Raw genomic sequence first — 22,947 nt, forward strand, 5'->3', positions numbered from 1 at the left:
CCAATAATAGTATAACACAAAAAGGGGATATGTCACTAAGCATTTTCATTAATTTCACAATTTTTTAGTCAATAATGTTCCAATTCTTTAAAATCACCTGTAATTGTGTTTTCGTTCCCATAATTGTGCCATCATTATTTATCACTTCATCTGCACGTTTCACTTTTTCTTCTAACGGCATTTGAGATTGAATACGAGCTGTTGCTTCTTCTTCTGAAAAATCGTTTCGCTTCATTAAACGTTCTAATTGCGTACGTGGCTTAACTGCTACAACTAAAACGCGGTCAACGAGACTTGTTAATTTACTTTCAAATAAGAGAGGAATATCTAACACAACCGCTTGCATACCTTCTTTTATGTACATTTCCTTTTGCCTATTCATTTCCTCACGCACTGCAGGATGAACAATTTTGTTTAACTGCAATCGTTTCTCTTCATTATAAAAAACGACACTTCCTAATTTCGGCCGATCCAGTTCCCCATCTTCTTGTAATACTTCCGTTCCAAACACTTCTACAATTTTGTTATATGCTGGCTTTCCTCGTTCTACAACTTCTCGTGCAATAATATCTGCATCAATAACTGGTATACTGAGCTCGCGAAACATTTGAGATACTGTACTTTTTCCGCTTGCAATACCTCCCGTTAATCCAATTACTACTGTCATCATACCCCTCCTCATAATAAAAGGCGCGAAACTAATGTTCCACGCCCGTACTTACATTTTCCAAATTCCAATAATAATGAGTAATACTCCAGGCAGGAATGTAAATTTTTGCAACCATTTCATATTTGATAAAACCGTTCCAAGTTTCATTCCAATAAATAAAAACAAAGAACTCATCACTGCAACTAATATCGCCATCATAGCCGGTGTATACCCTAATAAAGATGCACCAATTCCAGCACCGAATGAATCTACAGAAAGAGCGATACCAAGAAGTAATGCTTCTCCTGCAGAAATGGTGCCTGATTTATCGAAATCTGCTACAGTCGGTTTCCGTAAAATTTGAATGACTAACCCAAGCGAGGCAATCTCTAACTTCCAGACCTTCTCCTCTTGCTTCGGTTCTTCTTTTTTCTCACTTCGAAAAAATTGGTATAATACCCAAATTCCTATTCCAATAAGAACAAGCCCACCGATACGCGTTGCGATAACAGGTGAAAATACTTTCGCGATCATATGTCCAATTCCCATTGAAACAAGCATAACAGCCGCTGAACACATTCCGATAATTACAATTGATCTTAGTGGAATTCTTACGCTTCTTAAACCATATGTTAGCCCTACACTACAGCTATCTAAGCTTAATGTAAAAGCTAATAAAATAAGAGATAAATAAAGGTACATCGGTAAGCTCCTCCCTTATACATAGCTCTGCTGTATGTATATGACAAATGCCTATCCGATGTTATCTCTTTTCTATATTCTTGGCTGACAAATCGGGCAGTAATGCGTTCCTCTTCCGCCAACAACTGTTTTTTCTAATATCGTACCGCAAGTCACACACGGTTCTCCTTTTTTTCCATATACATTTAGAAGTTCTTGGAATGAGCCAATTTGCCCTTGTGAGTTGATATACGTTCGAATTGTACTTCCGCCACGCTTCACTGCTTCGCCTAACGTTGTAACAGTCGCCTCATAAATTCGCTCAATTTCTTCTGCTGTTAAAGACGACGCTTCTCGTTCTGGATGAATTTGAGAACGGAATAAAACTTCATCTACATATATATTTCCAAGTCCTACTAAAAGACGCTGGTCTAATAATACAACTTTTATTTTACGATTTGTCTTTTGCAATCTCTCTTGTAAATACTGTGGTGTCAATTCAGCATCAAATGGCTCTGGACCTAAGTCAGCAAGAGGCATTTGATTCATTTCCTCACCTTTCTTAAAGAGATGCATCGTACCGAACTTTCTCACATCTTTATAATGTAATTCAGTTCCATCTGTAAATAAGAAACGGACGTGCGTATGCTTATCAATTGGCTCATCCTCTTGATGCAGTAAAAATTTACCTTCCATACGCAAATGTGAAACAATGACATAATTCGTTACATATAAAAGCAAAAATTTTCCTCTTCGCTTTATATTTTCAATCGTCTCGCCTTTTAGCATTTCTTTAAAGATTTTTGCATCATCTGGACGTTTTACTATTTTGGGATAGGTAACAATGACATCTTCAATTGTTTTTCCTGTTACAAGATTTTCAAGTGTCCGTCTGACGTTTTCAACCTCTGGTAATTCAGGCATTTCATCACTTCCTTATTTTGCATCGTACCAAGTTGGACCGTAAGAATAATCAACTTTCAGCGGAACTGCGAGTTCAATTGCATGCTCCATTACTTCTGGTACAAGCTTCTCTAATTTTTCAATTTCTTCTTTTGGTGCTTCAAATATTAATTCATCGTGTACTTGCAATAGAAGACGTGCTTGTAATCCTTCTTCTTCTAAACGATCTGCCATAATAATCATCGCTTTTTTAATAATATCTGCTGCAGTACCTTGAATTGGTGTATTCATAGCTGTACGCTCAGCAAAGCTACGCAAGTTGAAATTACGACTCGTAATTTCCGGAATGTAACGGCGGCGATTTAATAATGTAGCCACATATCCTTTTTGTTTCGCATCTTTTACGATGTCATCCATGTATTCTTGTACACCAGGGAAACTTTCTAAATACTTTTCAATAAATTCCGCTGCTGCTTTTCTTGTAATTCCTAAGTTTTGTGAAAGACCATAATCACTAATACCATACACAATTCCGAAGTTAACAGCTTTCGCTTGTCGTCTCATATTTGAAGTTACTTCATCTTTTTCAACGCCAAATACATCCATAGCTGTTTTCGTATGAATATCCATGTCATGTTGGAACGCTTCAACTAGCCCTTTATCATTTGCAATATGAGCTAATACACGAAGTTCAATTTGCGAATAATCTGCCGCGTACATAATCCATCCTTCTTCTGATGGAACGAATGCCTGACGAATCTTTCTTCCTTCTTCTAGTCGAATCGGGATATTTTGTAAGTTTGGATCCGTTGAACTTAATCGGCCCGTTTGCGTTAATACTTGATTGAAACGAGTATGGATTTTAGATGAATCTTCATGTACAACTTTTAATAACCCTTCAATATAAGTTGAATTTAGTTTCCCTAATTGACGGTAATGTAAAATGTTTGGAATAATTTCATGGTGATCCATCAGCTTGTCTAGTACATCAGCTGACGTAGAATAACCTGTTTTCGTCTTCTTAATAACCGGTAAGTTTAAATTCTCAAACAGAATAACACCAAGCTGCTTCGGTGAATTAATATTAAATTCTGTTCCCGCCAGCTTATAAATTTCCTGTTCCATCTCCTTTAATCTACCGGCAAGTTCTTCTCCCATATTACGAAGACGTTCTGTATCAACTTTTACACCTTTTACTTCCATATCAGCTAATACACGTGCAAGTGGTAATTCTAACTCTGTAAACAGTTCATATTGCTCATTCTTTTCTAACTCTTCAACGAACGTTTGCTTCACATCATATAATACATGCACTTTACGAGCTACATGCTCCGCTACTATCTCTAGCTCTGGAACAGCACGCTTCGCACCTTTTCCGTAAACTTCTTCATCGGATTTCACAGCATGCGTTTCTTTCATTTTCGCTACAGTGCGGAAATCTTTATCTGTATCAGCCGGATCAAGTAAATAAGCAGCAATTAATAGATCAAAGTCAATCCCTTGCACATCTATACCGTTCCATTTCAGTGCAACAATCGCACGCTTCGCATCAAATGTATACTTTCTCATTTCTCCATCCGCAAGCCACTCTTTAAAAGCATCTGACTTAAGAGCAATGTCTGTCTGAATAAAGTAACATCCATTTTCATTTTGAATACCGAAACCTTGAATATCTGCTTTATGATAATTATCTTCTTGTACTTCAACGATAAGCGCACTATCTTGTTGAAGCATTTCTTCTGTAACTTCTTCCACAATATCAAATGTAATATCATCTAATTCAGCTGGAGCCGTTTCTTCTGGCGTAACACCTAATTTATTTAAAAGAGATGTGAATCCTAAATTCTCGAACATTGGAATGACATCACTTGCTTCATACCCTTTATACTCCATATCATCCACATGCACAGTAATCGGCGCATCTGTAATAATCGTTGCAAGATCTTTACTCATAAGAGCTTGCTCTTTATTTGCTTCCAGCTTTTCTTTTAATTTCTTCCCGCTTACTTGATCTATATTTTCATACACTTCTTCAACTGTTCCAAACTGTGTTAACAATTTAATCGCCGTTTTTTCACCAACTCCTGGTACACCTGGAATATTATCTGATTGGTCTCCCATTAAGCCTTTCATATCGATAATTTGCTTTGGTGATAAGCTGTATTTCTCAAATAAAGCTTCTTTCGTATATTCATCTACTTCCGTAATCCCTTTTCTAGGAATGCATACAAGCGTGTTATCAGAAACAAGTTGAAGTAAATCTTTATCTCCTGAAATAACTTTTACACTAGCTCCTTGTTCACTCGCTTCTTTCGCTAGCGTTCCCATAATGTCATCCGCTTCATAATTTTCTAATTCATAACGCGGTACGTTGAATGCATCGAGCATCTCACGAATAAACGGGAATTGCTCTGATAACTCAGGTGGAGTCTTTTGACGTCCTCCTTTATACTCACTATATGTTTTATGACGGAATGTCGTTTTACCCGCATCAAATGCTACTAACATGTGCGTCGGTTTTTCTTCCTCTAATATTCTCATTAACATCATTGTAAAACCGTAAATTGCGTTCGTATGTATACCCTTGTCGTTATTTAAAAGCGGTAGTGCAAAGAAAGCACGATACGCGATATTATTACCATCTACTAATACGACCTTTTTTTCCAAATCAGAAACCTCCCCATACAAATTTGAAATGATTTTTTTCACAGAAAAAAACCGTTTCTTTCCTCTCTCTATATTAACATGACTAATAGAGAGAAGAAAAATAACGGTTATTTTCTTTCATATATAAAACAGACTTATATTGGCATAAAGGGAAGTGACGAGAACAGCTTAACTATTCTCGTCCAAAATTACTCCTTGGATGAAGGGGTTTTCATGTATTATATTAACAGAGCTTTATTAATATTTAATTAAGCCATTGTTAATATATTGTAAACATCCTTCATCCTATTTTTCAGTTGCTGATTTTGGTAAAACAACTGTAAATGTTGTCCCTTCCCCAACTTCACTATCCACTGTAATCGTACCGTGATGCGCCTCAACTAAATGCTTTACAATCGATAACCCAAGGCCTGTACCACCAGTGTTTCTACTTCTCGCTTTATCCACTCGGTAAAAGCGTTCAAAAATACGTGGAATTTCATCTTTACTAATACCAATTCCAGTATCTGATACTTTTATATAAGCATTATATTTATCTTCTGCTAATTCTACAGAAACAACGCCTCCAGCCGGTGTATATACGATTGCGTTATTCATTAAATTAATAAAGATCTGCTGCAAACGACTTGGATCTCCAATGACAGAGACACGTTTTAGTGTATTTACTTGTAAAGAGATTTCTTTTTCTCCCGCTTTATTATCAAGCACCATATGAATGTCTTCAAGAAGCCCCTTCATATCAACGGTCCCCATACTCAATTTAAATCCTTGTTGCTCAATCTTTGATAAATCTAATAAATCTTCAATTAATCCTTGCATACGTTCACTTTCTTTTAAAATAATATGCAAGAAATGCTCGCAGAATTTTTTATTATCCATAGCACCGTCTAAAAGTGTTTCTGAAAAACCTTTAATAGAAGTAATCGGCGTTTTTAGTTCATGGGAAACATTCGCTAAAAAGTCTTTTCTCATTTGTTCTAACTTTTTCAGCTCAGTAATGTCATGGAATACAAGGACAATCCCTTTCCATTCATGATTCGTCCCGATAATCGGTGCTCCATATACCTCGAAATGCTTTCGCTCAATGCCAAGTGGCAATAACATTTGTTTGCGCACTTTCACTTCTGTCATAAAGATTTCTTCCACAAGCTCTATAATTTCCGGATGATGAAACGACTCATAATATAAACGATCTAAATATTCTTCATCTGTGACGTGAAAAGTTTCCTTATACGAACGGTTTACAAGGTTGATATAACCGCGGCTATCAATTAAAATCATTCCACTTCCCATATTTTCAATTAACGTATGCAGACGATCTTGTTGCATTTCTTGCTCAAGTGTCATCTCTTGTAAATTACGAGCTAAAATATTAATCGCTTTACTTAACATTCCCGTTTCATCCGAATGACTTTCATAAGCGCGTGCTTTATAATTCCCCTTCGCTAATTCGATGGCAACTTTCGTAACGGATTCAATCGGCCTAATATATTGCCCTGTAATTTTCATACCTAAAAATACGACTACAAGACACGCAATAACAAATCCGATAATTAATAATCCCCACGTTTTTTGATGAACGTCTTTCAAAGGCTCAATTGTGCTCTTTACCAAAATGTATCCTTGTTTCCCTGCTACATCTTGCACGAACACCGCATGGTAAAATTCATTATTTTGATCTGTTTCTTTCGTAATGACTTTATTTCTTTGTTTCGTTGTTTCAGAGGAAAGTTCTTTTATTATCCCTTGGCTAAAAGCAGACGGTTCTCCCCCGCTATATTGAACTTTCTTTTTTTCATCTACAAAGGCAATAGAAGCCTGAATTTTTTCTTCTAGCTTTTTAAATATATATGGATTTTTTAAAACATCATCAAAACCTTGTTCTTCTGCTAATACCGCAACATACTCTGTCTCTTTTACCATTCTCTCTTTCGCATGATCTATATAATAGTTTTCAAACACGGTTTCCAGCAATAAACCGAGTCCGACTAAAATAAAAACAATAAGAGAAACAAATGTAAAAAGAAGCCTGGAACGAAATTTATTCATCCCCTTTTGGCTCCTCTAATTTATATCCTAAACCACGTATCGTTTTAATGTACGTCGGTTTTTTCGTATTTTGTTCAATTTTATCGCGCAAATGGCTAATATGAACGTCAACAATTCGTGTATCACCAGCGAAATCATAATTCCATACAGCACTTAATAATTGATCACGCGTTAATACGCGACTTTTATTTTTCGCAAGATAAACAAGTAGTTCAAATTCTTTTGGTGTTAATTCAAGCTTTCTTCCTTGGAAATAAGCCTCATAAAACTCTGGTAAAATTTTAAGTTCAGCAATTGTAATGCTCTCTTCATCTGATGATTCTGTAACTTGCTCTTCTTGTTGTAATTTCGTACGGCGTAAAATTGCCTTCACACGCGCGACAACTTCCCTTGGACTAAATGGCTTCGTCATATAATCATCAGCCCCAAGTTCAAGACCTAGCACCTTATCAAATTCATCATCTTTTGCTGTTAACATTAAAATCGGCGTCATAACGCGCTGCAATCGTAATTCTTTACATACTTCCATACCATCCATTTTTGGAAGCATTAAATCTAATATAATTAAATCTGGACGTTCTGTTGTCGCTTTTTGAAGCGCCATTTCTCCATCCATCGCTGTTATCACTTCAAAACCAGCTTGTTGTAAATTAAATTCGATTAAAGTTAAGATAAACTCCTCATCATCAACTACTAAAATACGATTGTTCATTCTTTTCCTCCAAGTTATAGACTTGAAACCTTCTTCATCCTAGTATTTTCCCCGTTATTCTCATCATACTAGAAAACAAGGTCCCTCTCAATATAATTGTCTATTCATGGATTCGGATTGCGCAATTAACTTGTAGTGATCCATACTTTATACACTTCTATATCTTTATTAAATTCAATACTCGTATGAATATGATATTCTCGACTTTGCGCTAAGAAAAAAGAAAGAGCATACGCTATTTTATAATCTAGCGTTTCATACCCATCAAATACTCTTCCATGCATTTCATTCGCAACCCCGTCCGCCCACACTTCAGCTTCTCTTATCGTTTCAAAGATAACGTCTTCTCTTTTCCATCTCACCTTAAAAATCACTCCTTTCATTGACTTACATTAACAATCTGTATATTATAAATTTAAATATATAGATATAAACAGTATGGAGGTCTATTATGCGACTAGTTCTACCTATCCTATCTTTACTAGTAACATGCATCCTTACTTTCAACGCCCCAAGCTGGGATACGATTAAAATAGGGTGTTCAGATTTTGCTGAAGGGTTCGCACAAGGATTCTTTAACTAAAAATAGCGCTAGCACCCCTTATTAAAGGTATGCTAGCGCTATTCATATTTTCATGTTTTAAAAATTATCTAATGCTTTTTCCATAATAGAGACTGATTTGTAAGGTGGCGTTACTGTTAATGAGCCTTTCACAACAGTATCCCCTTTTTCATCATGAGCAGATACAAGCATATCAATTGTATGTTCCTCCTCAGAAACAGCCACAACTTCAAAGTGGATTTGTAACGTTTCATAATGGTGAACATGCTTCACGAACGTAAGGTCCTTTCTCGTAATATGACTACCTGGACCTGGTAAATATTTCGTAACTGCCGTTGTAATTATTCCAGTTAGCATAATGCTTGGTACAATCGGCTTTTCATACGGAGTTTGGGATGCGTAATCATGCTGAATATATAATGGATTGGCATCATTCGTTAACCCTAAGTACAATAACAAATCTTTATCCTCAATTTTTTCAGTGATAGATAATTTCTCTCCTACTGTAATTTCATCCATTTTACGACCAATTTGAACTTTTTTCTTTAACATGTTACAACCCCCTCCGATTTTTTCACCTTATTATCCTACGAAAAGCGGTACTTGATCCGACATTTACTATGATGAGGGCAATGTATAGTATAAATCTACAGTTTCATTATAGGATATTACAAATGATAGCGTTTTCATGTTATTTCAAAAAAACATTTGTATAAATAGTAGAAAAAGATTCGGGGCCCCGAATCTTTTTCTACTTCTATTTCATTATTAAACAAGAACTTTCATAACGTTACGTACAGATTCTACAGAGCGATCTAACGCCTCTTTTTCATCTGCAAGAAGTTCTAATTCAATAATTTTTTCAATTCCGTTACCACCAAGAATTACTGGTACCCCTAAGTAAAGATCGCTATAACCATATTCACCTTCAAGGTACGCAATAGCCGGTAATACACGGCGTTGATCTTTTAAGATTGCTTCTGTCATTTCAACTAAAGAAGCAGCTGGTGCGTAATATGCACTACCGTTTCCTAATAAGCCTACAATCTCACCGCCACCTTTACGGGTACGTTCTACGATTGCTTCTAAACGCTCTTTCGGAATTAACGTTTCTAACGGAATGCCACCTGCATAAGAATAACGTACAAGAGGTACCATATCGTCACCGTGTCCACCAAGAACAAATCCTGTAATGTCTTTCACAGAAAGATTTAATTCTTGAGCGATGAATGTACGGAAACGAGCTGTATCTAATACGCCCGATTGACCGATAACACGCTCTTTCGGGAATCCCGCTTCTTTAAATACAGAATATGTCATTGCATCAACTGGATTTGTTAATACAACAATAATTGCATTTGGTGAATGTTTTGCAATGTCGCGCGTAATACTTTTCATAATTTTAGAGTTTGTTGCTACTAAGTCATCACGGCTCATACCAGGCTTACGCGCAATACCTGCTGTAATCACAACAACGTCAGAATCAGCAGTATCTGCGTAATCAGATGTTCCAATAATGTTAGCATCAAAACCTTGTACTGGGCTCGCTTCTAACATATCTAACGCTTTCCCTTTTGTTGGATTTTCCAGTTGTGGAATGTCCACTAATACAACATCTGCAAGTTCTTTTTGTGCTAATAAGAATGCTGTTGTTGCTCCTGTAAATCCTGCACCGATGACTGAAACTTTCTTGCGTTTGATTGTCATAATTTACCCCCCGCTTTAATTATGCGTTTTTGATTATCGCTACATCCATGTTTTTAATAAGTTCATTAGCGAACTCAGAACATTTCACTTCTGTTGCACCTTCCATTAAGCGTGCGAAATCATAAGTCACTACTTTTGAAGCAATTGTTTTCTCAACTGAAGCAGTTACTAATTTCGCAGCTTCGTTCCACCCTAAGTGCTCTAATAATAATACACCAGAAAGAAGAACTGAAGATGGGTTTACTTTATCTAAACCTGCATATTTTGGAGCTGTACCGTGCGTAGCTTCAAAGATAGCATGTCCAGTCACATAGTTAATGTTTGCACCAGGTGCAATACCAATTCCACCTACTTGTGCAGCAAGTGCATCAGAGATGTAGTCTCCGTTTAAATTCATTGTTGCAACAACATCGAACTCACGTGGACGAGTTAAAATTTGTTGTAAGAAGATGTCTGCAATAGAATCTTTTACGATGATTTTTCCAGCCACTTCAGCGTCTGCCATCGCTTTATTCGCTGCATCTTTTCCATCTTTCTCAACGATACGATCATATTCAGCCCAAGTAAATACTTTGTCGCCGAATTCTTGTTCCGCTACTTCGTAACCCCAGTTTTTGAAAGCACCTTCTGTAAATTTCATAATGTTTCCTTTATGAACTAATGTAACAGAAGAGCGTTTTTCGTTAATTGCATATTGAATTGCAGCACGAACAAGACGTTTTGTCCCTTCTTCTGAGATTGGCTTAATACCAATACCAGATGTTTCTGGGAAGCGAATTTTATTCACACCCATTACTTCTTTTAAGAAAGTAAGAACTTTTTCTGCTTCTGGAGATCCTTGCGCATATTCAATTCCAGCATAAATGTCTTCTGTATTTTCACGGAAAATAACCATATCAGTATCTTCCGGACGTTTTACAGGTGAAGGAACACCTTCAAAATAACGAACTGGACGTAGACATACATATAAATCTAATTCTTGACGAAGTGCTACGTTTAGAGAACGAATACCACCGCCAACTGGAGTTGTAAGTGGACCTTTAATTGCGATTAAATATTCACGAATTAAATTTAAAGTTTCTTCTGGTAACCACTCGCCTGTTTGGTTGAATGCTTTTTCCCCTGCAAGCACTTCTTTCCAAACGATTTTCTTCTCACCATCATAAGCTTTTTCAACTGCTGCTTCTAGTACACGAGATGCAGCTGCCCAAATATCAGGACCAATTCCATCTCCTTCAATAAATGGAATAATCGGATTGTTTGGTACATTCATAACACCATTAGTTACAGTAATTTTTTCACCTGTCGTCAATGTGATAACCCCCATGTTTGAAATTTCATATGTATGAAACTGAGGGAATAACCCCTCAGTTCAAACCGTTAGTCAAATTAAAATATTCTAATCATTACATCTTTCCGAAAAAATCAGACTTTTGAAAGCGTATTTTCACTATCAAAATAGTGTTATTCGCTTATCGTTGTGCAATCGGAACATAAACTTGATGTGTTGGTCCATTATAATCAGCACGCGGACGGATTAAACGGTTATTTTCATATTGTTCTAGAATATGAGCTAACCAGCCTGACATACGGCTAATTGCAAAAATAGGTGTAAATAAGTCATGGTCAATTCCTAAACAATGGTATACAGAAGCTGAATAGAAATCAACATTTGGTGGAAGACCTTTTTCTTTTGTTACAATGTCTTCAATTTTGATAGACATATTATACCATTTCTCTTCTCCTAAAAGCACGCATAATCTCTTAGACATTTCGCGTAAATGTTTTGCACGTGGATCACCATGCTCATATACACGGTGGCCAAAGCCCATAATTTTCACTTTATTTTGAAGAGCATTATGAATATATGATTCTACATTTTCTTCTTCGCCAATTTCAGTTAACATCTTCATTACATTTTCATTTGCCCCGCCGTGAAGAGGACCTTTTAACGCACCGATTGCTGCTGTAATACCAGAATATACATCTGAAAGTGTAGCTACACAAACGCGTGCAGTAAATGTAGAAGCGTTTAACTCATGATCTGCGTGAAGTACAAGCGCCTTATCAAAAGCTTCAATTTCAACTTCGTTTGGCTCGCGATCATTTAACATGTACAAGAAGTTTGCAGCTAATGATAAATCATTTCTAGGCTCAACAACATCTAAGCCTTTACGGATTCTTGCGTAAGCAGCAACTAAAGTTCCTACTTGAGCCTGTAATTTAACCGCTTTCAAATAATTGGACTTTTCATCCATAATTTCAGCGCTCTCATCGTATAATGATAGCATGGAAATTGCAGTTCGTAAAACAGACATCGGATGTGCGATTTTTAAATCTACTTGTTTCAAATATGCTAAAATCTCACCTGGAACTTTATAGTATTCCGATACAATCTCCTTAAATTCCGCTAGTTCTTGCTCGTTAGGAAGCTTGCGATGCCATAATAAGTACACTACTTCTTCAAATGTAGCATTCTCAGCTAAATCATCAATATTATACCCAACATAAGTTAATGTATCATCAATAATAGAGCTCACAGATGATGTTGTTGCTACTACCCCTTCTAAACCTCGAATAACAGTCATGACATTCTCTCCTTTTCCTGAAAATTCTCCCAACCTTGCTCCTTATATCTATTTGCTCCCCTTTTGAATTATGAACGCCCGTTCACTCTTTAGGCAAGCAAAATGCACGATCATGCAAATTTGTTGCGATGTTCCCCTCTTATTGTCCATTGTTTACATGGAAAGCATGAGCGTGAATGTCTCCCCGAATCCTCACGCTCAAAACAACAAGTTAGTGAGGAAAATGAATTCCGAAGAGTTTTATGATAAAAACAACATAAAGCAATATCATTATAAAATTGTTTTATGTTGTTTTTATTTTATCTGGTGTAAAGTCTCTGCTGTTATGTAACTTTTCAAAGTTTCTAATCCTATTATAAACAATTATCTGACTTTTGTGAACAGAAAGAATTCAAAAATTTTATATTACTATAAAATTCTTTATTTAAACATCTGTATAATACTCATAACTGCATAGGCAATTCCAGCCCCAATTAACGGACCTACAGCGACCCCATTAAATAAAGCAACTGCTATAATTGTCCCGAAAACGAGTGCAGTTGTAATATGAGGATCTGTCGTTAATAATTGTACGCCACCTTTCGCTAACAGAGCAACTGCTACCCCTGAAGCTAAAGCAATCCATGCATAATACGATTTCGCTGCTTCCCCAAGTTGTTTAAAACCTATTTCCCCCGTTGCAATCGGTACGAGTACTGCTATTGTAATAACCGTAACACCGAGGTTAATCCCTTTCGTTTGTAGATAAGGGAAGACTTTATCTCCTAGAAACGTAAATTTCAATAGAAATAACACACCAATAGCTACAGTAAGCGATTGGTTTTTTGCAATAAGTCCTATAATAAGTAGTATGAATAAAAATAACGTTGACTGACTAATCATGTTTGCACTTCCTTTCTGAAAATAATGAACTCATTTCCAAACAAAAATACCTTTAAACCTATCGTTATACATGCTATATCGATGCCTATCCAACATGAATCACTTCATTTTTTATGCATTTTAAAATGAAAAACTGAGACTTTCACCATACAAATGTAAGCATGTATACATTTTAAAAAACGGGCGTCTCTCCTTTCTTTTCTAATTAGAAACAGGTAAAATAAAAAGAAGAGAAAATGAAGTTTTTACCATATAGTAGAAGCATCAACACCAAGCTTTCACAGTCACTCACGTACTGAAAAAGCAGGAAAAATCCATCATTCCACTATAACATAAAGTGAAACTTTAATCAGTGGGGCACACTCGTTATAAGTTGAACGAATTAGGATAATCCAAATTGGAATGGGAGGTATACATCTTTGAATCGAAACTTACTATATATGATATTGCGACTCATATTTGTCATTGTAGCTACGGTAGCCGGGTTCTATGCATTACTATATATGTCAGGACTTATCTATCCTTTTATTATCGCTTTCGCATTTGCTTATTTGATTAATCCTGTCGTCAATTTCCTTAATCAAAAACTACAATTTCCTCGCGCACTCGCAGTACTCGTTAGCTTAATTCTCGTATTTGGAGCTATCGTCGGACTCGTTACATACCTTGTAACAGAAGCAATATCTGCTACAACATACTTACTACAACTTGTTACAGTAAAATTTCCGGATATCGTTGCATTCGCTCAGCAGTTTGCACTTAATCATATTATGCCTCTCTATGATGATTTAATTTCTAAATTTAATCATCTTGGGGAACCACAGCGCTATACGATTACACAAAACATTCAAAACTTAGGAACTGAAGCAACGACGCAAATGAAAGAACTTTTAACCGCTATTATAAGCGGGTTAACAAATTTTATTAGTGCACTACCAACTACTTTAACTGTACTTGTTTTCGTTTTATTAGCCACTTTCTTCATTAGTTACGATTGGCATCGTCTTGCTCAGAAGGTAAGAAAGTTTTTGCCCAACCGTGTTCATGGCTATGGAAAAACTATTTTTGTGGATTTAAGAAAAGCTTTATTCGGTTTTGTTAAAGCACAACTTACACTCGTATCTATGACAACTGTTATTGTATTAATCGGACTTTTAATATTACGCGTACCATACGCCATTACTATCGCGATTATTACAGGGGTTGTAGATTTACTCCCGTATTTAGGAACAGGAGCTGTCTTCGTTCCTTGGGTTATATACGTATTTTTCACTGGCGACACTGCTTTCGCCATCGGTCTTCTCATTTTATACATCGTCGTGATTGTCCAAAGACAAATTATGGAGCCAAAGGTACTTTCATCTAATATCGGCCTTGATCCATTAGCAACACTGATTGCTCTATTTGTCGGCTTTAAGCTCTTTGGCTTCTTAGGATTAATTATCGGTCCAGTCACCTTAGTACTACTTAATACATTACACAAAGCTCGTGTATTCCATGATTTGTGGAAATATATTAAAGGCTCACCTTCAAAATAATAGTTTCTAATTCATACACAACAAAAAACTTACATGTAATCAGTGGGAAATTCCCACTGATTATTCCTTGTACTTATTTTTCATACTCATTACATAAAACAAGAGAATTGCACTCAAAAAAGATAATTCTCTTGTTTTTTTGCATAAAAAACGCATATTTCGTGGTGTTTTTACATATTTATTCTGTTATTATTATAATTATTACTTACATTTATTACTTTTTATGTAAATGAATAAATATACAAAATGGCATAAAATGAGACTTAAACTGACCGTTTGCCTATTCTTATTTAACTTTTTTCATTCCAATTCATTCTTTTTTACATACAAAAACAATCTTAAGTTCAGATTCCCACTTTAAACACACTAATTCAGAGTTAACAACTCCCCAAATCACATATCCAATCGAAAAAATACACAACAAATACAACAAAGTAAAACTTTAATCTACAAGGATCCTATCCCCATCGATTATTAACCGTCACATTCGCCGCATGTTAAAACACATCTTTCATTAACTAAACTTTAACCACCCTCTCATCCTTTTACAGACAAAAAAATAGTGCTTAGATCGCTATAATCTAAGCACTATTTCTGCACAATAATAGTTGAGTTTTTTCTAAACTTCCATTCCATCCACTTCATAACAAACGGCTTCAATACAGCCCTCGTCACAGGGACAACAAAGATGAAACCTATTATATCCGTTACATATCCAGGAAGTACTAAAAGAATACCTCCTATAAAGATAAAAATACCATCTAAGACCGCTGCTCCTGGCATTTCTCCTCTATTCAACTTAGATTGAATCTCTCCAAGCACTTTAAACCCTTGTCTTTTCGCCAAATATACACCTACAACGCCTGTAAATACGATCATAGCGAACGTAGACCACAAACCTATTACATGACTCGACCCAATTAAGACCGTAATCTCAATAGCCGGTATTAAAATAAACAAGAATAGTAACCACTTCATAGTTCTACACTCCTTTCATATCCCATCACTTTAAACACCCTCACAACGTCCATATACACCATATAAAAGCCAAACGCACTTTCCCATCAAACTTCATAATAAATAGCTTTTAAAAGCAATTTCAGACGTTTTAAGCTAATTTCACCTCATTTTTGTGTAAAAAAAAGAGAAGGACTCCGATCCTTCTCTCCGTATTACTTATAGCACTTCCGCATGTCCATTATAAACAATTCCGCGTGCTGCATCAACTGTTACTTCTTGGCCATTTTTTAAAGTTGCTGTTACGCCGTTTACACCAACGATAACAGGAATACCGATTGATACACCTACAACAGCCGCATGGCTTGTTAGACCGCCTTCTTCTACAACTAGAGCAGCAGCTTTTTCGATTGCAGGGATCATATCTTTATCAGTGCTTGTTGTAACAAGGATATCACCTTCGTTTACGTTCGCTACAGCTTCAGCAGCTGTTTTCGCTACAACTACTTTACCTTTTGCAGCTTTACGACCGATTCCTTGTCCTTTAGCAACTTCTTCACCAACAACGTGGATTTTCATTAAGTTTGTTGTACCAGTTTCAGCAACTGGAACACCAGCAGTGATTACTACAGTGTCTCCAAGTCCGATTAGACCTGCATCCATACCTGTTTGAATCGCTGTATCTAACATTTCGTCAGTAGAAGCTGCGCGCTTCTCAGCCATAAATGCTTGTACCCCCCAAACAAGCGCAAGACGACGTCCTACTTGCTCGTCAGATGTTACAGCTACGATTGGAGATTTTGGACGGTATTTAGAGATCATTTTCGCAGTATATCCACTTTCTGTTGGAGCTACGATTGCAGCTACATCAAGAGCAAGTGCTGTATGCGCAACAGATTGGCTAATTGCATCTGTAATTGTTGGAGTGAACTCTTTAATACGTTTTTTGAACATATCTTCATATTGTAATGATTTTTCAACACGTACTGCAATGTTAGCCATCATTGTTACTGCTTCTACTGGGTATTGTCCAGCAGCTGTTTCACCTGAAAGCATGATTGCGTCTGTACCATCGAAGATTGCGTTAGCTACGTCACTTGCTTCCGCACGAGTTGGACGTGGGTTACGTTGCATAGAATCTAACATTTGTGTTGCAGTAATAACTGGTTTACCTAACACGTTACATTTTTTGATTAGACGTTTTTGTACTAATGGTACTTCTTCTGGTGGAATTTCTACACCCATGTCACCACGAGCTACCATTAAACCGTCAGAAACTTCTAAGATTGAATCGATATTGTCGATACCCTCTTGGTTTTCGATTTTTGGTACGATTTGGATGTATTGAGCGTTATGCTCTTCTAGTAATTCACGGATTTCTAATACGTCAGCTGCTTTACGTACGAATGAAGCTGCGATGAAATCAACTTTTTGCTCGATACCGAAGATGATATCTTTTACGTCTTTTTCAGTGATACCAGGAAGCTTAATGCTTACGTTTGGTACGTTAACACCTTTTTTATTTTTTACAGTTCCGCTGTTAAGAACTTTTGTACGGATGTTTCCGTCAGCTTTTTCGATTACTTCTAGCTCGATAAGACCATCATCGATTAGAATGCGAGAACCTGGGTTTACATCGTCATAAAGACCAGCATAAGATACAGAGAACTTCTCTGCAGTACCTAATACTTGCTCAGTAGAAATAACAACTTCTGCACCTGTTACAAGCTCAGCTTGTCCGTCTACGAAGTCGTGAGTACGGATTTCTGGACCTTTTGTATCAAGTAAGATACCAACTGTTTTACCAGTTTTCTTTGAAGCTTCACGAATGTTTTTAATACGAGCGCCGTGTTCTTCATGGCTACCATGAGAGAAGTTTAAACGAGCAACGTTCATACCTGCTTCGATTAATTGCTCTAATTTTTCAATACTTTCACTAGCAGGACCTATAGTACATACAATTTTAGTTTTACGCATATTGCACCTCCGAAAATTATGAAACCGTTCCCAAATATCCGACATTACGCCGATTAGATGGATAATTCTTTAGATAATTGATACATATCTTTATCGATTGTATGCTTTTGAGCTAACGCTTCGATAATATCATGATCAACAAGTTTGTTATCTTGAATACCTACACAACGTCCACCTTTACCAGCAATTAATAATTCAACTGCTCTTGCACCAAGACGGCTTGCTAATACACGGTCTTGTGCACTTGGTGATCCACCACGTTGTACGTGACCTAATACAGTTACGCGAGTATCAAAGTTTGTTGCTTCTTCAATGTGCTTACCGATGTCAATTGCACTTCCAACACCTTCAGCTACAACGATAATACTGTGTTTTTTACCACGTTCACTACCGCGCTTCAGACGAGCGATAACATCTTCCATGTCATACTCTTCTTCTGGAATTAAGATTGTTTCCGCACCATCAGCTAAACCAGCCCATAATGCGATATCACCAGCGTGACGTCCCATTACTTCGATAACATATGTACGTTCATGAGATGTAGCTGTGTCACGAATTTTATCAATTGCATCAATAACAGTGTTTAAAGCTGTATCGAAACCAATTGTGAAGTCTGTTCCAGGGATATCATTGTCAATTGTACCTGGTACACCAACACATGGGAATCCTTGTTCAGTTAATTTTTTAGCGCCTTGGTAAGAACCATCTCCACCAATAACAACAAGTCCTTCGATACCGTGTTTCTTTAATTGCTCGATACCTTTTAGTCGTACTTCTGGGTCTTTAAACTCAGGACATCTTGCTGTATATAATTTCGTACCACCGCGGTGGATAATATCGCCAACAGAACCTAGTTCTAATTTTTCAATGTGACCAGAAATTAATCCAGCGTATCCATGGTAAATACCATATACTTCAATATCATGGAAAATCGCTTTACGAACAACTGCACGAATGGCAGCATTCATACCAGGTGAATCTCCACCACTTGTTAATACACCAATACGTTTCATTTGTACTCACCTCATAAAGATTATTTGCCTTATAATAAAATAACACGAAAAAATATAAAAATACAATGGAGAAGATGTGTCTTTTCATAATAAAAACGTGCATTCGCGAAGTGGAACGCACGCTTTTCTTATTTTATCCAAATGGAAGCGTTTGAAAACGAAACTTGCCCAATTTTCATATATTTTTCATAACGTTTTTCGATTAATTCATCTTTCGAAATTCCGTTTAATTGTTCAAAAGTTTTCCCTAGCATTAAATCTATATTTTCTGACTGTTTCAAAATATTACGGTGTGCTCCACCCTTTGTCTCTGGAATAATTTCGTCAATTACACCTAATTCTTTCAAATCCGCTGCTGTAATTCTCATCGCCTCTGCAGCTTCCTTTGCTTTTCCTGCATCTTTCCAAAGAATTGCCGCTGCACCCTCTGGCGTAATAACAGAATAAGTGGAATTTTCTAGCATATGAATGTAATCTCCTACTCCAAGACCTAGTGCACCACCACTACCACCTTCGCCGATAACGATACAAATAACAGGCACCGTTAAGCCTGCCATTTCGAATAAATTGCGGGCGATAGCTTCACTTTGACCACGTTCTTCAGCAGCTTTACCAGGATAAGCTCCTTTTGTATCAATAAAACAAATAATTGGACGGTTGAACTTTTCCGCCTGCTTCATTAAACGCAATGCTTTTCGATATCCTTCTGGGTGAGGCATCCCAAAATTACGGCGAATATTTTCTTTCGTATCTTTTCCGCGTTGATGCCCGATTACAGTTACAGGCATCCCTTTATACTTCGCAATGCCGCCGACAATCGCTGCATCATCGCCAAATAGACGATCTCCATGACATTCAAAAAAATCAGTAAATAAGTGCTCAATATAATCGAGCGTTGTCGGTCGTTCTGCATGACGAGCAATTTGAACACGGTCCCACACTTTCATATTGCCGTATATATCTTCCTCTAAATTTTCTAGCTTGTCTTCCAAAATACGAATCTCCTCACTGAAGTCCATCTGGCTGTTTTTCGTATAGTCTTTCAGTTCACGAATCTTATTTCTTAGCTCAACAACTGGTTTCTCAAATTCTAGCTCTGCCATACAGCCATTTCCCCTCCTTGATGAACTTCTAAAATCTTACGAAGCGATTCTCTCATATCATCACGATGTACCACCGCATCTAATTGACCATGTTCTAGTAAGAATTCTGCCGTTTGGAAATCTTCCGGTAGTTTCTCACGCACCGTTTGTTCAATTACACGTCTACCAGCAAATCCGATCAGCGCCCCTGGTTCTGCAAGATTATAATCACCAAGTGAAGCGAAACTCGCTGAAACCCCGCCCGTCGTTGGGTGAGTCATAACAGAAATAAATAATCCTCCTGCATTACTATGCTTTTTCAAAGCTACGCTTGTTTTTGCCATTTGCATTAAACTTAATATCCCTTCTTGCATACGGGCACCACCCGAAGCAGTAAAGATAATAAATGGAACTTGTAAGTCGTACGCCTTTTCAACCGCACGGGCAATTTTTTCTCCTACAACAGAGCCCATGCTCCCCATTCGAAAACGAGAATCCATTACTGCAACAACAACAAGCATGTCATCAATTGTTCCTTCACCAGTTACAACCGCTTCGTTCAATTCAGTCTTTTTACGATCGCTCTCTAGTTTCTCTTCATATCCTGGAAACTCGAGTGGATTTAATGAAACCATTTCTTTGTCATACTCACGGAATGACCCTTCGTCCAATATACTATCAAGACGTTCCCATGCATTCATAGGATGATGATATCCACAATTCACACATACTTTTAAATTTTTTAGAAGCTCTTTCGTATACATGATTTTTTTACATTTCGGACATTTTGTCATAACGCCGTCTGGTACATCTTTTCGTACTTGTTCTGAAGGTATTGCAGCGTACTTTTTCTTTTTCACGAATAAATCTCTTAGCACAATTTGACCCCCTTCGTTGAGAGCTAAGGTTAGCGTAAGAAGAAAATTGGGCTAACACCAAAGTTTGATGTTAGCCTTATCTTCTCAATCTGTCTAATAACCTCACTCTTTACGTTTAACTTTAACCGCTACGCGATAGAATGTTTGTCATAACGTGTCATGGTCATTTCGACAAATTTTATACATTACGAGTGAAACTGTATATTCTCTACTAATTCATCGTAAATTTTTAGTGCATCATTTTCTTGTTTTTCTTCCAAAATAGCGTAAAGCTTTCTATACATATCGATAGAATCTCCTGAAACTTTACAAGAAAGAGTTGATACGTAATCATTTACGATCATCCAAATGCGATATAGTAAATAATTATCGACTTGTTCAATAAGTGTTTTAAAGAACGTTTGGTGAAGCATTGGAACTGAGTTTTCATTTCCTTCAAGCACTTGATGTAATTTACTTAGCACTTTAGAAAACGTTTCTTTCGGTAAATTACATACAATTCGAATCATATCTTTCTCAAGCAATCGTTTTGTTTGTAATAAATCACGAATTGTTTTCTCATCTTGCAGCAAGAACGGAGCAATCAATTGTACAAGACCGTTATCGTAAAAGTTTCGAATAAACGTCCCTTCACCACGTCTCGTTTCAATTAATCCTACAAGTTCTAAAGCACGCAACGCTTCTCTTACAGAGGAACGTCCTACGTTTAAACGTGAACTTAACTCACGCTCAGACGGCAAACGATCCCCTGCTATCAATCCATCCTCTTCCATAATGGAACGGATTTTTTTTACAATTTCGAGATATACTTTTGTATTTGATGATGTCAATGGAAATTCCTCGCTTATTCTTTACCAATCAGCGCTAATTGTTTTGTTTTCTCAGCAACTTCATTTGGATCTACTTGACGGCGAGCTACTCCTGTCTCCATTGCAGCTTTCGCAACGTAAGCTGCTACTTGAGGCGCTACACGCGCGTCAAACGGTGCTGGAATGATATAGTCTGCATTTAACTCATCTTCTGCTACAAGCTCAGCAATAGCTTGTACAGCTGCCATCTTCATTTCTTCGTTAATTTGTGTCGCATGTACGTCAAGTGCACCGCGGAAAATACCAGGGAACGCTAGTACATTATTTACTTGGTTTGCGAAGTCAGAACGACCTGTTCCAACAACAGCTGCGCCCGCTGCTTTTGCCAATTCTGGCATAATTTCTGGAACTGGATTCGCCATTGCAAAAATAATTGCATCGTCATTCATTGTACGAACCATCTCTTCTGTTAATGCACCTTCTGCAGATACACCAATGAATACGTCCGCACCTTGTACAACATCAGCTAAAGAACCTTCGATACGATTCTTATTTGTATATTTTGCCACTTCATCCTTCACCGGATTCATACCTGTAGGACGACCTTCATAGATCGCGCCTTTACGGTCACACATAATAATGTCGCGTACGCCATAGCGATATAAAAGTTTAATAATTGCAATACCTGCTGCACCTGCGCCATTTGCGACAACTTTAATGTCAGACATTTTCTTTCCAACTAATTTTAGCGCGTTCACAAGACCTGCTACTGTTACGATAGCTGTTCCGTGTTGATCATCATGGAAGATAGGAATATTTGTTTCTTTTTTCAAACGTTCTTCAATAATGAAGCAGTTTGGTGCTGCGATATCCTCTAAGTTAACGCCGCCAAAAGTTGGCTCCATTAATTTTACAGTTTCAACAATTTTATCTACATCGTTTGTATTTAAGGCAATTGGGAATGCATCTACACCAGCAAAGCTCTTGAATAATACAGCTTTACCTTCCATTACTGGAAGAGATGCTTCAGGTCCGATGTTACCAAGACCAAGTACAGCCGTTCCATCAGTCACAACTGCTACCATATTTCCCTTCATCGTATATTCATATACCTTACTTTTATCGTCATAAATTTCTTTACAAGGTTCTGCAACCCCTGGAGAATATGCAAGACTTAAATCTTTTGCATTTTCTACTTTTACTTTTGATACAGTTTCTAATTTTCCTTGATGCACTTTATGCATGTGAAGTGCTTCTTCACGAAGTGTTGACAAACTATCCACTCTCCTCAAA

General features: G+C 37.0%; 21 protein-coding genes. 2 read left to right on the top strand and 19 right to left on the bottom strand.

Features of this window, described 5'->3' with window-relative positions:
- Window positions 1-64 precede the first annotated feature (64 nt).
- The 7 genes from coaE to ACTFRN_RS09945 all read right to left on the bottom strand — a co-directional run bounded on the left by coaE (window position 65) and on the right by ACTFRN_RS09945 (window position 8,023).
- Complete coding sequence (gene coaE, locus ACTFRN_RS09915) at window positions 65-667, bottom strand: dephospho-CoA kinase (protein ID WP_000219318.1); 603 nt, start codon at window positions 665-667, stop codon at window positions 65-67.
- Window positions 668-718: 51 nt separating this feature from the next.
- The gene (ytaF, locus tag ACTFRN_RS09920) at window positions 719-1,351 is read right to left on the bottom strand and encodes a sporulation membrane protein YtaF (protein ID WP_000281752.1); all 633 of its coding nucleotides are present in this window, start codon (window positions 1,349-1,351) and stop codon (window positions 719-721) included.
- A 72-nt stretch (window positions 1,352-1,423) separates the two neighbouring features.
- Window positions 1,424-2,254: a DNA-formamidopyrimidine glycosylase gene (gene mutM, locus ACTFRN_RS09925; RefSeq protein ID WP_001114498.1), complete on the bottom strand. Its 831-nt coding sequence runs from the start codon at window positions 2,252-2,254 to the stop codon at window positions 1,424-1,426.
- A gap of 12 nt (window positions 2,255-2,266) precedes the next feature.
- Complete coding sequence (polA, locus tag ACTFRN_RS09930; RefSeq protein WP_062821911.1) at window positions 2,267-4,900, bottom strand: DNA polymerase I; 2,634 nt, start codon at window positions 4,898-4,900, stop codon at window positions 2,267-2,269.
- A gap of 285 nt (window positions 4,901-5,185) precedes the next feature.
- On the bottom strand, window positions 5,186-6,949 hold the full coding sequence (phoR, locus tag ACTFRN_RS09935; protein ID WP_001032116.1) for a sensory box histidine kinase PhoR: 1,764 nt from the start codon (window positions 6,947-6,949) through the stop codon (window positions 5,186-5,188).
- Entirely contained in the window at window positions 6,942-7,661 is a 720-nt protein-coding gene (gene phoP / locus ACTFRN_RS09940; protein ID WP_001065225.1) for a two-component system response regulator PhoP, read from the bottom strand. Before phoP ends, phoR begins: the two co-directional genes overlap by 8 nt.
- Window positions 7,662-7,786: 125 nt before the next feature.
- The gene (locus tag ACTFRN_RS09945) at window positions 7,787-8,023 is read right to left on the bottom strand and encodes a hypothetical protein (protein ID WP_001267377.1); all 237 of its coding nucleotides are present in this window, start codon (window positions 8,021-8,023) and stop codon (window positions 7,787-7,789) included.
- An 89-nt stretch (window positions 8,024-8,112) separates the two neighbouring features.
- On the opposite strand from ACTFRN_RS09945, the gene ACTFRN_RS09950 reads away from it, so the two are divergent.
- Window positions 8,113-8,244 (top strand): hypothetical protein, encoded by a 132-nt coding sequence (locus ACTFRN_RS09950; RefSeq protein WP_074567708.1) that lies wholly within the window; start codon window positions 8,113-8,115, stop codon window positions 8,242-8,244.
- A 57-nt stretch (window positions 8,245-8,301) separates the two neighbouring features.
- Here ACTFRN_RS09950 and ACTFRN_RS09955 read toward each other — a convergent pair whose 3' ends face one another.
- The 5 genes from ACTFRN_RS09955 to ACTFRN_RS09975 form a co-directional block, all read right to left on the bottom strand.
- Window positions 8,302-8,775: a MaoC family dehydratase gene (locus ACTFRN_RS09955; RefSeq protein WP_000914173.1), complete on the bottom strand. Its 474-nt coding sequence runs from the start codon at window positions 8,773-8,775 to the stop codon at window positions 8,302-8,304.
- A 216-nt stretch (window positions 8,776-8,991) separates the two neighbouring features.
- A complete protein-coding gene (mdh, locus tag ACTFRN_RS09960) occupies window positions 8,992-9,930 on the bottom strand; it encodes a malate dehydrogenase (RefSeq protein WP_000153232.1) in 939 nt (312 codons plus the stop codon).
- Window positions 9,931-9,949: 19 nt separating this feature from the next.
- Window positions 9,950-11,242: an NADP-dependent isocitrate dehydrogenase gene (gene icd / locus ACTFRN_RS09965; RefSeq protein WP_000206904.1), complete on the bottom strand. Its 1,293-nt coding sequence runs from the start codon at window positions 11,240-11,242 to the stop codon at window positions 9,950-9,952.
- A gap of 160 nt (window positions 11,243-11,402) precedes the next feature.
- On the bottom strand, window positions 11,403-12,551 hold the full coding sequence (citZ, locus tag ACTFRN_RS09970) for a citrate synthase (protein WP_000503657.1): 1,149 nt from the start codon (window positions 12,549-12,551) through the stop codon (window positions 11,403-11,405).
- 387 nt (window positions 12,552-12,938) lie between these two features.
- On the bottom strand, window positions 12,939-13,400 hold the full coding sequence (locus tag ACTFRN_RS09975; protein ID WP_000625507.1) for a DUF441 domain-containing protein: 462 nt from the start codon (window positions 13,398-13,400) through the stop codon (window positions 12,939-12,941).
- Between the two features lie 419 nt (window positions 13,401-13,819).
- Here ACTFRN_RS09975 and ytvI point away from each other — a divergent pair, with 419 nt between their 5' ends.
- Window positions 13,820-14,938: a sporulation integral membrane protein YtvI gene (gene ytvI, locus ACTFRN_RS09980; protein WP_001081377.1), complete on the top strand. Its 1,119-nt coding sequence runs from the start codon at window positions 13,820-13,822 to the stop codon at window positions 14,936-14,938.
- 588 nt (window positions 14,939-15,526) lie between these two features.
- On the opposite strand, the gene ACTFRN_RS09985 is transcribed toward ytvI, so the two are convergent.
- From ACTFRN_RS09985 to ACTFRN_RS10015, 7 genes are all read right to left on the bottom strand, one after another.
- Window positions 15,527-15,916 (bottom strand): FxsA family protein, encoded by a 390-nt coding sequence (locus ACTFRN_RS09985; RefSeq protein ID WP_000871623.1) that lies wholly within the window; start codon window positions 15,914-15,916, stop codon window positions 15,527-15,529.
- A gap of 198 nt (window positions 15,917-16,114) precedes the next feature.
- Window positions 16,115-17,872, bottom strand: coding sequence for a pyruvate kinase (pyk, locus tag ACTFRN_RS09990; protein WP_001232661.1), 1,758 nt, complete (start codon window positions 17,870-17,872; stop codon window positions 16,115-16,117).
- Between the two features lie 53 nt (window positions 17,873-17,925).
- Window positions 17,926-18,885: a 6-phosphofructokinase gene (gene pfkA / locus ACTFRN_RS09995; protein ID WP_000821163.1), complete on the bottom strand. Its 960-nt coding sequence runs from the start codon at window positions 18,883-18,885 to the stop codon at window positions 17,926-17,928.
- Between the two features lie 128 nt (window positions 18,886-19,013).
- Window positions 19,014-19,988, bottom strand: coding sequence for an acetyl-CoA carboxylase carboxyl transferase subunit alpha (gene accA, locus ACTFRN_RS10000; protein WP_000818797.1), 975 nt, complete (start codon window positions 19,986-19,988; stop codon window positions 19,014-19,016).
- Window positions 19,976-20,845, bottom strand: coding sequence for an acetyl-CoA carboxylase, carboxyltransferase subunit beta (accD, locus tag ACTFRN_RS10005; protein ID WP_000942865.1), 870 nt, complete (start codon window positions 20,843-20,845; stop codon window positions 19,976-19,978). The genes accA and accD overlap by 13 nt, the downstream gene beginning before the upstream one ends.
- Before the next feature lie 185 nt (window positions 20,846-21,030).
- A complete protein-coding gene (locus ACTFRN_RS10010) occupies window positions 21,031-21,675 on the bottom strand; it encodes a FadR/GntR family transcriptional regulator (RefSeq protein WP_049112441.1) in 645 nt (214 codons plus the stop codon).
- A gap of 14 nt (window positions 21,676-21,689) precedes the next feature.
- Window positions 21,690-22,898 carry an NAD(P)-dependent malic enzyme gene (locus ACTFRN_RS10015; protein WP_011199012.1) on the bottom strand — a complete coding sequence of 403 codons (1,209 nt, stop codon included), beginning with the start codon at window positions 22,896-22,898 and terminating at the stop codon, window positions 21,690-21,692.
- Window positions 22,899-22,947 lie beyond the last annotated feature (49 nt).

This window comes from Bacillus cereus group sp. MYBK245-2 (assembly GCF_051916145.1).
Classification (GTDB): Bacteria; Bacillota; Bacilli; order Bacillales; family Bacillaceae_G; genus Bacillus_A; species Bacillus_A pacificus.